The 13,969-nt window shown below is 31.0% G+C and carries 12 protein-coding genes; 2 read left to right on the forward strand and 10 right to left on the reverse strand.

The features are described from left to right. Window positions 1-282: 282 nt before the first annotated feature. Together RC62_RS02465 and RC62_RS02470 are read right to left on the reverse strand one after the other, a co-directional pair. Window positions 283-1,683, reverse strand: a complete 1,401-nt coding sequence (locus RC62_RS02465) for a sensor histidine kinase (RefSeq protein ID WP_055092288.1) — start codon at window positions 1,681-1,683, stop codon at window positions 283-285. Continuing rightward, window positions 1,684-2,349, reverse strand: a complete 666-nt coding sequence (locus RC62_RS02470) for a response regulator transcription factor (RefSeq protein ID WP_055092290.1) — start codon at window positions 2,347-2,349, stop codon at window positions 1,684-1,686. A 188-nt stretch (window positions 2,350-2,537) separates the two neighbouring features. Here RC62_RS02470 and RC62_RS02475 point away from each other — a divergent pair, with 188 nt between their 5' ends. After that, window positions 2,538-4,628 (forward strand): alkaline phosphatase family protein, encoded by a 2,091-nt coding sequence (locus tag RC62_RS02475; RefSeq protein ID WP_055092293.1) that lies wholly within the window; start codon window positions 2,538-2,540, stop codon window positions 4,626-4,628. Window positions 4,629-4,956: 328 nt separating this feature from the next. Here the strand turns inward: RC62_RS02475 and RC62_RS02480 are convergent, their stop codons facing one another. Next, complete coding sequence (locus tag RC62_RS02480; protein WP_055092295.1) at window positions 4,957-5,955, reverse strand: zinc dependent phospholipase C family protein; 999 nt, start codon at window positions 5,953-5,955, stop codon at window positions 4,957-4,959. Between the two features lie 174 nt (window positions 5,956-6,129). Here RC62_RS02480 and RC62_RS02485 point away from each other — a divergent pair, with 174 nt between their 5' ends. After that, window positions 6,130-7,086 (forward strand): hypothetical protein, encoded by a 957-nt coding sequence (locus RC62_RS02485; protein WP_055092297.1) that lies wholly within the window; start codon window positions 6,130-6,132, stop codon window positions 7,084-7,086. 10 nt (window positions 7,087-7,096) lie between these two features. On the opposite strand, the gene RC62_RS02490 is transcribed toward RC62_RS02485, so the two are convergent. The 7 genes from RC62_RS02490 to RC62_RS02520 form a co-directional block, all read right to left on the reverse strand. Continuing rightward, the gene (locus RC62_RS02490) at window positions 7,097-8,074 is read right to left on the reverse strand and encodes a YeiH family protein (protein WP_055092299.1); all 978 of its coding nucleotides are present in this window, start codon (window positions 8,072-8,074) and stop codon (window positions 7,097-7,099) included. Window positions 8,075-8,147: 73 nt separating this feature from the next. Then, window positions 8,148-9,044, reverse strand: a complete 897-nt coding sequence (locus RC62_RS02495; protein ID WP_055092301.1) for a LysR family transcriptional regulator — start codon at window positions 9,042-9,044, stop codon at window positions 8,148-8,150. Window positions 9,045-9,049: 5 nt separating this feature from the next. Beyond that, window positions 9,050-9,835 (reverse strand): hypothetical protein, encoded by a 786-nt coding sequence (locus RC62_RS02500; RefSeq protein ID WP_055092303.1) that lies wholly within the window; start codon window positions 9,833-9,835, stop codon window positions 9,050-9,052. Between the two features lie 85 nt (window positions 9,836-9,920). Beyond that, on the reverse strand, window positions 9,921-10,325 hold the full coding sequence (locus RC62_RS02505; RefSeq protein WP_055092306.1) for a hypothetical protein: 405 nt from the start codon (window positions 10,323-10,325) through the stop codon (window positions 9,921-9,923). Between the two features lie 48 nt (window positions 10,326-10,373). Then, window positions 10,374-12,401, reverse strand: a complete 2,028-nt coding sequence (locus tag RC62_RS02510; RefSeq protein ID WP_055092308.1) for a hypothetical protein — start codon at window positions 12,399-12,401, stop codon at window positions 10,374-10,376. Between the two features lie 147 nt (window positions 12,402-12,548). Beyond that, on the reverse strand, window positions 12,549-13,295 hold the full coding sequence (gene fabG, locus RC62_RS02515) for a 3-oxoacyl-[acyl-carrier-protein] reductase (RefSeq protein ID WP_055092310.1): 747 nt from the start codon (window positions 13,293-13,295) through the stop codon (window positions 12,549-12,551). 188 nt (window positions 13,296-13,483) lie between these two features. Next, window positions 13,484-13,909, reverse strand: coding sequence for a hypothetical protein (locus tag RC62_RS02520; protein ID WP_055092312.1), 426 nt, complete (start codon window positions 13,907-13,909; stop codon window positions 13,484-13,486). Window positions 13,910-13,969 lie beyond the last annotated feature (60 nt).

A 13,969-nucleotide genomic window follows, 5' to 3' on the forward strand; every position in this document is an offset into this window, starting at 1 on the left:
TTGAGTACAAAGAATAGGAATAAAAAAACCCGTTTGATGTACTCAAACGGGTTTTAAAATATGATGATTTACATGCATACCATTAACACATCGCTTGAGAGCAATAATGAAAATGATGATGATGTAATTGAATAGAAATCATGACTTGGTCTGTTTTTTAATTCTTTGATTCGGTTGCAAATATAATAGTTAATTTCATAAAAAAGCAATTTTTAATTTAACTTAACGATAGTTTATTGTTAAAAAAAAGTTTGAGAAGCCATTTTATTTGATTTTTTCGATTTACGATAACGATTTCATATTATCATTAAAACTCAAAATTACGGTTGTTCCTACTCCTATCTCGCTATCGATTTTAAACTTAATATGAAGCAGTTCAGTAATTCTTTTTACGATCGACAATCCCAATCCAGTTCCTTTAATCTCAGGATGATCTGTTGAATTGGATCTAAAGAACGGATTAAAAATTGTTTCCAGATCTTCTTTTGCAATTCCGATTCCGGTATCTGAAATTTTACAAATTATTTTTCCATTTTCTTCTGCAAGTAAAATGGCAATTTCTCCGTCGTCGTTTGTATATTTAATCGCGTTAGAAATAATGTTTCGCAAAATTGTAATTACTAAAAAAGTATCTGATTTTGTATAATAATCTTTTTCAGCATCAAATTTAATATTGATTTTTCGATTGTTTATTTTATCAGAATTCAATTTTAAAACATCCAGAATAAGTGCATTTAAGTATACAGATTCTGTAACAATGTTTTTTTTCTGGTTCTCAAAACGTGCCATTAAAAGAAGCTGATCAACCAACATATTCAAATGATCCACTTCATTTATACAATAATTTATTTTTTCTTCATATTCCTTGTTGTCTCTAGGTTTACGAATCAATACTTCAAGTGTTCCTTTAATAACAGTCAGAGGCGTTCTTAATTCATGGGAAGCATCTGATGTAAATTGTTTTTCGCGTTCTATAGCATCTTCAATTCGGTTTAATAAATTATTTATGGTTTTAGAAAGCGTATATAATTCGTCGCGTGTTTTGGGCAACTCTATCCTCGTTTTCAAATTATCCTTCGTAATAATTTTCGAGGTATTGATAATCGCATTTATAGGTTTTATACTTCTTCCTGCAAAAAAACGGGCTATAAAAAACAGCAATATCAAAATACCTAAAAAGGATAAACACATGATATCAAATAAATTATTCAATACCATTTTAGAATCCGCCAAAGACATGGCTACAATTACATATCCTATTTTTTTGTTTTTAATATGAAGCGGAACCTGAATTTGTCTGATGGCGTGATCTCCCATTTTGGTATCAAATAATTCAAAGTCTTCTACTGAATCATTAAACTCCAGTGTTTCAGTTTTAAGATTTGGCGCTTTTTCTATAATTTTCTTGTTTACATCCAGAAATTCAACAAATACAGGATTTACATCTACCGTATTATGTTCCCGTTCTTTCCATTCTTCTTCGTCAATAAGGATTACTTTGTTTCCCACTTCTTTGATTTCATCGAGATGGTTCTGAATTTCGACCTTGATATTTTCGTCGATATGGCTATAAACGGTGTGTTTTACAATAGAATATATAACCGAAAAAACTGCTGCAATCAGTAAACCGGTAGTAATAATATAATTTAGGGCAATTCTATTTTTAAAGGAAAGTTGTAACATTTATAAGTCGTTAGCGATATAACCTATACCGCGAATTGTTTTAATATAATCTTCTTCAATTTTAAGATTGAGTTTTTTTCGAATCGCATTCATAAAAACATCAATTACACCGGTATCATATTCAAAATTAATCTCCCAGACATCTTTTAAAATTTGATTTCTTGTACAAACTTTTCCTTTATTTTTTATTAAATAGGTCAATAGTTCAAACTCACGTTGTGTGAGCGCTATTTCCTCTTCATTTTTCAGGACAATATGTTTAGATAAATCCATTTTTATAGTTCCTAACGTCAGAATTTCAGATCCTTTTTGATTTCTAAAATGAATTTTAATTCGTTCAACCAATTCTTCAAAACTAAAAGGCTTTTTTATATAATCATTGGCACCGGCTTTTAAACCTTCTATCGTTTCCTGAACAGTATCTTTTGCAGTCAGAAAAATAATTGGCGTAGTCTGATCTTTAACCCTAATGGCTTTGCATAAATCCAGACCATTAATTTTTGGCAGCATCCAATCTAACAAAATCAAGTCAAATTTCTGATTCTGAACCAGTTCAAAACCTTTTGATCCATCATTTGCTGTTGTAACCTGATAACCTTCTTCTTGCAAACCTTGTTGCAAAAACTGAACAATACCTAACTCATCTTCAACTATTAAAATATGCATTTGCCTTTTCTAATTATGTTTTTATGATTCAAAGATAGATATTTTACCTTTCAGAAATGTCTTAAAACCATTAGAATAGCGAAAACAATATCATCTTAAGTAAATTTTAAGTTTACACTAAGCAAGGTAAAAGCATAACTTCATCAGGAACTAATTTATCAGAATTAATTTTGTAAAAAAATAACTTCATGGTCATTTACAAAAAACTTTCTCCATTTTACAATCTTGCTTTATTCTATTTTATTGTAAGTTTTTTATTGCGAATCGTTTTATTTTTTCATCCGATAACGCAAAGTTCATTCAGCATTCTTGAAAGCCTGAAAATCTTTAGTCTAGGACTAATCTCAGACTTTTTTGTATTTATCATTGCGAGTGTCTTTTTATGGTTGTATTTGATTTTTATTTCAAATTCTAAATACAACAAACCTTCCGGTTATATTATTCTTGGGTTCCTTGCTGCTTTATTTATATATGTTGCTTCAGGAAAAAGTATTTTAGATGAATATGGAGGTGCTTTGCCACGAATTGTTTTAATTTTTATTGGCATTAAAATGGCGCTTTTTTCTCTTTTGCTATTTCTTCCTACATTAAGAGATGAGATCAGGTATTGGTTATTTGCCTTTGTAATGTTCTTGTATGTTTTACTGATTCTACAAAATGGTTTAAGCGAATATTTCTTTTGGAATGAGTTTGGTGTTAAATACAACTTTATAGCTGTAAACTATTTAATTTATACGAATGAGGTTATTGGAAATATTATGCAGTCATATCCTGTAATTCCAATTTTTTCGGGTTTATTTTTAGTAACCGGAATTGTAACTTATTTTATTCTGAAAGGATCAAAAAAGTATATTGATGAGATTCCGACTTTTAATGAAAAAATAAAAATTAGCGGAATCTATATTGTTTTGTTTTTGATTTCTCTGGTTGCAATACCTGCTTTTGCAAAAACAGAAAATTCGAAAAACGTTTTTGTGAATGAATTACAAGCTAACGGATTATATAAATTCTATCTGGCTTTTCAGAATAACAAACTGGATTATTTTAAGTTCTATAAAACATTGCCTTCTGAAAAAGCTTATTCACTTTTAAAACAACAATTTCCAGCAATTTCAGGAGAAAACACCCATCGTATTATTTCAAGCGATTCTCTTGAAAATCATAAAAATGTTGTTTTGATTACCATCGAAAGTTATAGTGCGGAGTTCATGAAGATGTATGGAAACAAACAAAATATCACTCCGTTTCTGGATAGTTTAGCACAAAAAAGTGTACAGTTTACTAATCTTTATGCTGCCGGAAACAGGACTGTTCGCGGACTTGAAGCGGTGACTTTGTGTTTACCTCCAACTGCAGGCGAAAGTGTCGTAAAAAGAGAAGACAATAAAAATAAATTTTCAACAGGATCCATTTTTAAGGATAAAGGTTATAATGTGAAATTTATGTATGGCGGAGATGCATTTTTTGATAATATGCAGGATTTCTATTCCGGAAATGGCTATGAGATTATAGACAAATCAAGCTTTACGCCTGAAGAAATCACATTTTCAAACGTTTGGGGTGTTTGTGATGAAGACATGTACAACAAGGCTATAAAGGTAATGAATACTGAAGCAAAGGAAAACAAACCGTTTTTTAATCATATCATGACAGTTAGTAATCACAGGCCTTTTACGTATCCTAATAATAAAATTGATATTCCCGGGGACATTAAATCCCGTGATGGGGGTGTGAAATATACGGATTATGCTTTGCGAAAATTCTTTGCAATGGCAAGCAAACAACCCTGGTTCAAAAATACGATGTTTGTAATTGTTGCTGATCATTGTGCATCCAGTGCAGGAAAAACACAGCTTCCGCTAGACAAATACAGAATTCCGGCTTTTATTTACAATACAGATTTAAAACCAACAAAATACAATCAGTTAATGTCGCAAATTGATCTTATGCCTACACTTTTTGGTTTACTTCATTTTAGTTACGAAAGTAAGTTTTTTGGTCAGGATGTTTTAAAACCGGATTATAAACCAAGAGCTTTTATTGCTACTTATCAGGATCTTGGCTTAATAAAAGATAATATTCTAACGATTTTATCGCCTAAACAACAAGTAAGGCAATTTCAACTGAACTTAGAAACTAAAGAAGGTGTTGCGCCTGAATATCAAATTGATTATAATGAAAAATGCATGAAAACCGAAAGAACTGATTTGGTAAATGAAACGATTTCTTTTTATCAAACGGCTTCAGATATGTTGAAGAAAAAGAAATATCAGAAATAAATAAAATTCAAATGCGACGGAATAGCGCAAGGATGACGCGGATTTAACTGATTTACGCTGGTTTTATTTATTGTAATGTTTGTTTGTTATCTCTTGCTTTAAAATTAAATATCTTACGAAAACGAGTGCCATAGCCCTGATAGAAGCGGTATCCTTTTATTTTTTTTCTTTAGAAAAAATAAAAGATACAAGCGTCCCGAAGCTTCGGGAGCAGGAAATAGCTCCTAATCCTTAAAATTCGATTATATAAAACAATAAAAAAGCCTCAAATTCAAATGAATCTGAGGCTTTTATTATTTAAATCAGTTACTAAGACTGTAAACTCTGTTTAGTCGTTTTGATTTTTCATTCCGAATAAGTTTCCTTGCTGAAATAATTGTAAATCATCTCGTAAAGACTGGTAGTTTCTTTGTGTAACCGCCGGTGCATCTAAGTCACTTAAATCTGGTTTTCCTGCATTTACCCAAGCAGTATACCAAAAACTTGCTGTAGCAGTAATCGCTTTTTTCATTTGGCTTTCAACCATTCCGTTTAGCTCTTCGTGTAGTTTTTTAGCATACTCATCAGAGAAAACAGCTGTATTATATTTGCTTTTTAATACTTTTCCGTCAGCATCCATTTTATAAACCTTGGCTTCAGGAGTTGCTGTTCTAAGCTTTTTATCAATGTCTAATAATGGCTTAGCTAAACTATGTGTATCATTAATCATATCCCAGATTGCTTTATGAACATCTGCATAATATTGTGCTTGCGGAACATTTAGCTTGTAATTTTTAGCAAATAACTCAGGAAGTCTGCTTTCCCAAAGTGAATGAATCCCTTTTTGATCACTTAATTGACCATCATGATTAGCAGAAGTATGCAATGGCATATGTGCGTCGCCAATATAATGACCCAAGTCTGCAGCAAGAAACAAGATTTCAGCTCTGTTTTTATCTTTAAAAGCTTTTGTTAATTTTGCCATCATATCCTCTAAATACCAAGGCAAAATACCATTATCATTCAGGAATTTAGCATCGTATTTTTTCTTTGCTGCTTCCAGAGTTTGAGGTATACTGTCTACTGCTCCAAAATTTTCCATATCAAAATAATGTCTCGGATTTTCGTCTTTATAGTTTAAAGCATATTTGCGAATATCCGGTACAGAAGCTTCCTGCGTAATAAAATCGATGTGATTGTAAAAAAACACCTGTAGCGATTGAGGCAAAGCCATAACGGCAGCTTTATTAATACGTTCGTGACCAACAATTCCCCAGGATAATGTCAAAAAACCAATTGCCAATGCGAATAATGCGATCAGTCTTGGTTTCATTTTAAAGTTTTTCATTTGTAATTTTGTTTGAGGTGCAAATTTATTTTATTTAAGCATAATTCAAAACAATACCAATGAATATTGTGATATTTTAATTCCTTTTAATTTTTAAAGACAATAAATGATATAAGTTTAAATTAAAAGTTTCTTTGTAAATTCGTTTTGTTTTTATTCTAAATTTTAAAATTTATGCGCCCTATTTATTTAAGTGTTCTTTTCTTTTTATTTTCTTCTGTTTGCTTTGCTCAGGATGATGATCTTGTACAATTAAAAAATGTCAGTGATACTATTTTAAATACGAAAAGGCAACTACAGGTTAAGAATCCGTTTGATGCTGTAAAAACAATGCAAAAGTTGTTTCCGGGTAAATTATATACTATGTCAGACCATAATACTTTTGTGAGCTGGAAATGTAAAAGCTGTAAACCCGTTGCATATATTGACGCAAATGGCGAAGAAGGAGATCAAATGTTTCCATATACAGAAGGTGTAGCTACAAGATTGCTCACTACAATTGATTACTCTGATTCAAAAGGAAATCAATTTAAGTTTCTGGTATTTAATCATTCTGTTTATGACGCAGATGGATTGCAAACGAGCAGGTTTACCGGCGGCCTTTTAAGTATCGCTAAATTTGTAAAAAATGATAATATCTGGGAAATGAAATCTTTTCAGCCTGCTATTCAGGCTTTTGGTTCTTTTGCTCAGGCTCCAGTACCCAAATTAGTACAAATTGGTGAAGATCAATATGCTTTGACCCTTGTACATGCCAATGGCGGCGGCGGTGCACCATATTCCGGCTATCTTTATCTTCTTGTAGGTTTTGATGGAAAATACCAACCTTTAATGGAAGTTAATTATTATAGTCTTTTTAATAGCAGCAGCTCAGATTGGTCAAGTATTTACACTGTGGTTAATGATAACAGTAAAAAGTTTTTTCGTGATTTTATCATTACAACAACAGGTTCATATAAAAAAGCAAAAGGTACTGAGGATGACTATGAAGTAGATTTGCCTGCTGAAATTGCTACATTGGCTAAAACTAAAAAGCAATTTAATTTTGTAATCGAAAGACGTTTTTCATTTAAAGGAAAACATTACAGCATTGTTGGTAAACCAACTGTAAAATTTTCGAATGTAAAATAAAATATCTTTTTTAATTAAGATATAAAATTGAAGCCAAACCTAAAGCAGCAATAAATATCCAGAGCATAACACCTTGTAGTAAAGGCTTCACTCCTACTGATTTTAAGGTACTGATATTTAAAGTTGCTCCTATTAAAAATAAAGTTATTGTTAAACCAATTTTAGCAATGCTAACAATATTTTGCGCAACCAGAACAGTTTGCGGCACATAAGTGTTTAGAAGCATTGCCACAACAAATAATCCAATAAAGTAAGGAATCTTAATTTTTGTTCCTGTACTTTGTGATTGATTTTTGAAAATTATTGCTGTTAAAAGTGAGATTGGGATAATCCATAATGCTCTCGCTAGTTTAACTGTTGTTGCAATTTGCAATGCTTCGGGTCCGTACTTATTGGCCGCGCCAACAACTGAACTGGTATCATGAATGGCTATTGCGCACCATAAACCAAACTCTTTTTGGGATAAATCAAGTTGGTGACCAATAAACGGAAAGACAAATAATGCTATAGAATTCAGAATAAAAATAACCCCTAAGGCTATCGAAGTCTGGTTTTCATTTGATTTAATTACAGGGGAAATTGCCGCAATAGCACTTCCACCACAAATAGCCGTTCCGCAAGAGATTAAATGAGATGTTTTTTTATCGGTCTTTAACCATTTCCCTAAAAATGTACCTAATATAAGAGTGCTGAAAATCGAGAATATCGTCAACAAAAAACCTTCTTTACCAGCAGAAACGGCAGTTGAAGCATTCATGCCAAAACCTAATCCTACAACCGAAAATTGTAATAAATAAGTAATAGCTTTATGATTGAATTCGACAAAAGGATTACCAAAAACATTTACCATAATAACGCCCAGTAATAATGCAATTGGCGGTGAAATAATCGACAATAAACACAATACAATTATTATCGCAAAAAAAGCTTGCTGAATATAAAGGTTGACTTCGAATAATTGGGCTGATGAATGTTGCTTTGTTTTCAAAATGATAAATTTGATATTTGATTACAAAGGTCTGCCCTTTATATCGTATTTACCAATTGTAAAAAGCAATAGGCTATAACTCTAAGTTATAATGAGACGCGATATTTTGAATAAAGAGTTCTGATAAAGAATCTGTTTTACCAAGTAATGTTATGATATAAAAATACCTTTCGACAGACAAACCTTCTACATCTAAAACTGTAAGTTCATTATTTTTAAGCTCTTTATCTACCGCATGTATTGACATAAAAGCAAAACAATCAGAATTCAACAGATACGATTTTATGCTTTCTGTACTTCCTAGCTGCATTTCGATTTGAAGATCAGTAATTTTTACATTAATTTGTTTCAAAGCAAATTCTATAACTTCAAGTGTTCCTGAGCCACGTTCCCGAGTGATGAATTTCATTTTTTTTAAATCTTCCAATGAAATCTCTTTTTGTTTCAGTAAAGGATTTTTTGTATTACAAACCAAAACCAATTCGTCTTTTAAAAACGAAATATATTTAATGGATTGATTTTTAGATTGTCCTTCAACAATTCCAACTTCGATTTCTTTATTGATTAAGGCATTTTCGATTTGTTCTGTGTTTCCGTTTAACAAATTGACTTTTATATCTTTTTGTTTCTGGTGAAAACGGGCTAAAACCGGAGAAATAATATATTGCGAAATGGTGGTACTTGCTCCTAACCTTAATAATCCCTGGCGTTCGTTGATAAATGAACTCATATCAAAGTCGATCTCACGATAAATTTCGAAGATATTTTTGGTATGTTTTAGTAAAATTTCACCGGCTGGAGTTAAGGCAATTTTAGAACCATTACGCTCAAAAAGCTTTGTTTTATAGGTTTCTTCGAGTTCCTGAATGTGTTTAGAAACCGCTGGCTGCGAGATATACAATTCTGTTGCCGCTTTAGTAAAATTTAAGCGAAGTGCAACGGTGTAGAATACTTTTAGCCTGAAATCCATATTCTTTAATATTTCCCTATTGATGTAACTCCATTTTCTGAAAATTTCAATATTTCAGTTGTAATTGGATATCCTGATTTCTCATATTCTTCAACTACGACAGAACCGATACGTTCAGAAAAATACTCAAAATCTTGCTCTCCAAAAATATAACAAAAGTCTCTCACAGGAATAACAGCATAAAATGGAAAACCAATATTATTTTTAACTAAATCCTTAATTCTTGATGAAAAAAGACTGGCACTTTTAAGCCAAACTTCCTCGATATTAATCATTCCTAATTTATGACTATCAACATCTTCAACTTCTATCTGAACTTTATTTAAAAAAGCATCTAAATTTAAATCAACTTGTTTTTTTAGTTCTTCTAAGTCTAAGTTCCAATGTAACAAATCATCATCAGAAATAAATGAAAAATTATTATTAATATTCACCATAAAAACCTTACTGAATTCATCTGTTACCTTTTCGTATACAAGATTTTCAAACTCAAAGGCATTAGGAAAAAATTGAATATATGCCTTATCTTTTATACTCTCCCAATCTTCTTTTTTTGATGAATGTGATACGATTACATTAATTAAATCTGTAATATGACCATCATCAGAGTCTCTCTCGTAATTACGTCTAACATTATCTAAACTTACTTTTAAATCAGATCCTGCCACGTTTATGAGAATAAACCCATCTTTATCAATAGAATCAATAGTTAAGCCTTTGCTTTCAAGTTGTTTTTTAAAATTATTAAAAACAATATCTTCGTTACTATTAATCTTCAATGAATTAGACATATTATCAACAAATTTAGATTTTACTTAATTTTAATGTTTTTTCAAAGCTCTTATCAAGCTTGCTTCTTACTTTTAATCAATATTTTTAATTCTCAAAGATTTGCTTTTCTGCAATTTCTTTCCACGATTCTCCAAATATTAAACCATTATCACTCAATTCATAGGTATAATAAAATGTATAAGCTTCCATTTCTTTTTTATGTTCAACAAAAACGGCAATGGCGTCAGTTTGTTTTTCTTTCAATTTAACATCATAAAAAATAGCTATTGCAAGAAATTCATTTTTTCTCCAACGCAATTCTTTTTTTAGTTCTGCTATTACTGAAGTCGATTTTGGAAAATCATTTTCTTCATCTTCTTCAAGTATTAAGTGTTTAACTTTTTGTTCGATATCTACAACTGCCGATACTGGATAAAATTCTCCATATTCTTTTAACAAATTCTCCACAAATGGGAATATTTCATCTAAAATACTTTGAATATCATTCATTTAATTATGTTTTTAAGTACGTAAAACTTTTAAGCCTTTGCTACTTTTTTAAAGTAACCCATTATATTTTCGAACAAACCATTCTGTAGTCAGCAAAACAGCAATTAAAACCAACAACCAAACCCAATCAATTAACGGTGTTTTGGTCGACACATTTTTCTCGATTGATTTGTACTCTTTATTTTCTAAAAGCTGCTGAATCAAATCATCCGTTTGATTTTCAAAAAAAGCTTTTCCATTGGTTTGCAATGCCAGTTGTTTTAGCTTTACAACATCAGGATTTACAAATTGTTTTTCGATATCAAAATCCAAAATTTCAAAATGACTTGAATAAGATGTATTTGTGTTTAATTCTTTTACCGTAAAATTATATTTTCCGGCAGCTAAACCATCCAGATTTGCTGAGAAAGAATTATTTCCTTTTAGTAAGTCATAGTTTTTAGCTTGCTTCGTTTGCGCATTTGTGACTGTAATCGTTAAATTTGCTTTTTCATCGAATTCATAATTTTTATTGAAGTATTGCGCGTTAATTACAATTGCTTCACCTGAATTATAAAAGCTTTCATGAGTTACAACCAAAGATTTTTTTGAGGTTGTTGATGCGAGATACTGAATAATCTTATCTATAAAAACATCATATTTATCAAATGACTGGTTGTCGATATGACTTTGCAAACGCCATTTCCAACTATTTTCACCTAATAAAAAGGCAGTACGTTTTCCTTGATTTTCGGCGAAAGCCATCAATGGTGCATTTGTAGCAACATTTCTAATTTTTGAAGAAAGTAAAACAGATACATTTCCGTTTGTTGTAATGGTACCAAATAAATTTTGAAGCGGAGGGAAATTTTCAAAACCAATATTTTCGATCGCAAACAAATTAAACTGCGATTGAAATTCTGTTAGATAATCTTCTCTTTGCCCGCTCATTTTAAAAAACAGACTAGTTTGCTGTTGGTTTAGAAAATTAAAATCGGTATTGTTTCCTGTAATAATAAAAGTATTTCTTCCTGCTAATTTATTATTATCAAAAATAGCTTTGAAAGCAGCAGTTGGCTGATATAAAACCAAAACTGATACTTGTTGTAATTGATTAAGATCATTTGGTTTAACTAATATTACTTTACGTTGTGCGTTAACTTCTATCGAACGTTTTAGTGCTGCAATATCAGGATGGTTTATAGCCGAAACTATTGCAATTGTCGACTTTTGATCGATAACTTCTACAGCAAAATTCTTAATGTTGTTATACCCGTTTTTTTCTTTTGAGCCGGATGAAATACTGGCTTTAAAAATTTGCAAGCCTACTTTATCAGCAGGTAAAAGCAAGTTTAAAGTCGCAGTTTTTTTTGAAGCAGAAAAAGAAACTTTCTCTTTTGCAACGATTGTATTTCCTTGTGAAATTGTAAAATCAGCATTTACATTTTTATCTCCCGCATATTGCAAAAAAACTTCAACTGGAAATTTATTTTTATGAAAAACGTATTTATTTACGTTAAGCTGATTGATTTTTAAATCAAGAAAAGTGGTTGTATCTCCTACAACCAAAGGATAAACTTTATTAACAGGATCAAAACGATATACATAATCGTTTCCTGTAGTTTGATTTCCGTCAGTAATAATAACCGTTGGGAAAATCAGATTTTTATTGATACTTTTTAGATTTTTTGCTACTTCGTCAAGGTTGGTTTGTTTTCCTTTAAAATCAAATTTATCTAATGGCTTAAAATCAGCGTCGAATTGATAAGATTGAATTTCAAATTTTTCTTTTAAAGCGGGATTTGAAATTAATTTCTGGTATAATTCTTCTGTTTTTTTATCTGATTTTAAAGCTGTGATTGAATTCGAATTGTCGACTGCAATTGCTAAAGGTGTTTTAGTGATTTCTAGTGCATTTTTTGTCATTATTGGGTTTATCAATAATAGCAATAATCCAAAAATGGCCAGAAAACGTAAAAAAGCCAAAAACCAAACCAAATTGGATTTGTTTTTGGCTTTAAAAAAATATTGAAAATACGATAACCCACCCGCTATTACTAAAGAAAGTAATAATAATAGAATCGTGTTTGTAGTCATAATTATTTAGTATTCAGTATCAGTTTACAGTAATCAGATTAAAAAGTCAATTAATTATGACTATTGTTCAGCTTTTATTCTAGAGTCAGATAAAAACTGATTACTAAAACCTTTGAACCTTTGTAACTTAGAACTTTAATGCTCTATTTATGTAAGCATTCCTCCACAAACATTAAGTACTTGTCCGGTAACATAAGCACTCATGTCAGAAGCTAAGAAAAGACAAGCATTAGCAACATCTTCAACAGTTCCGCCACGTTTTAACGGAATTCCGTCTCTCCATCCTTTTACTACATCTTCCGGTAATTTTGCCGTCATCTCTGTTTCAATAAAACCAGGAGCAATTGCATTGCAGCGAATATTACGAGAACCTAATTCTAATGCTACGGATTTTGTAAAACCAATTGCACCTGCTTTAGAAGCTGCATAATTTGTTTGTCCTGCATTTCCGGAAACTCCAACTACAGAACTAATATTAATAATAGAACCTGCGCGTTGTTTCAGGAAAGTTTTCTGAATTGCTTTTGTCATATTAAATACCGATTTTAAATTCACATCGATAACCTGATCAAAATCAGCCTCAGACATACGCATTAATAAATTATCTTTTGTAATTCCGGCATTATTAATTAAAATATCAACCGTTCCAAAATCTGCCAAAACAGCATCAACGAAAGTTTGCGCTTCATTAAAATCGGCCGCATTCGATTGGTATCCTTTTGCTTTAACTCCTAAACCATTCAATTCAGCTTCAAGAGCCTGAGCAGACTCTACAGATGAGCTATATGTAAAAGCAACGTTTGCTCCGTGTTTAGCAAAAACTTCAGCAATTCCTCTTCCAATTCCACGACTAGCGCCCGTAATAATGGCAACTTTTCCTTCTAGTAATTTCATATTCAAAATTAATGTTAATATTATTTGTAGCTATTTCTGCTATTAATGACTTGTCAAATATATGATAATTCCTTTTTTAAAAAAACTACAATTGCATATTTATGGTAAGCGAAGTGTTTTAAAATTGATTAAACAAAAAAAACACTCCAAACTGAAGTGCTTTTTTATATTTATTTAAAAACAGCTTATTAGAAAGCTACATTCCATCTTGGTAATTTTGCATTTTCATCTAAGAAATTTTGCAAAACTTGTCCTTCAACAGCTGTTGGAATTGCTTTTACATCTGTATTAAAAGTTTCGTACCAAACTACTTCAAGAGCAGTAATAGTTTCTAATTTCATTTGCGCAGGCCATGAATATTTTCTTCCTGTTTTTGCAAATTGGTGTCCGTTTACGATTTTATCATATAAACCACCATTTTTACTTTTTAAAGTTCCATCGTTTTGAACCGTTCCTGTAGAACCTACCATGATTAATTCTTTTGCATCTCCTTCAACAGCATAAACTACAAAAACACCTGCACCTTCAGATGCATTACAAGCTTGTTCTAAACTATCTTCAATGGTAAAAGTAAAGCTATTGCTTACTTTAAACTTTTCTAATTCTTTGTACATATTTTTTGTTTTAAGCTCTAAGTTCGTAAGAATCTAAGTAGCTAAGTTTTTGATTATATT

Origin of the sequence: Flavobacterium aquidurense (assembly GCF_001404985.1) — a bacterium.
Lineage (GTDB): Bacteria > Bacteroidota > Bacteroidia > Flavobacteriales > Flavobacteriaceae > Flavobacterium > Flavobacterium aquidurense_B.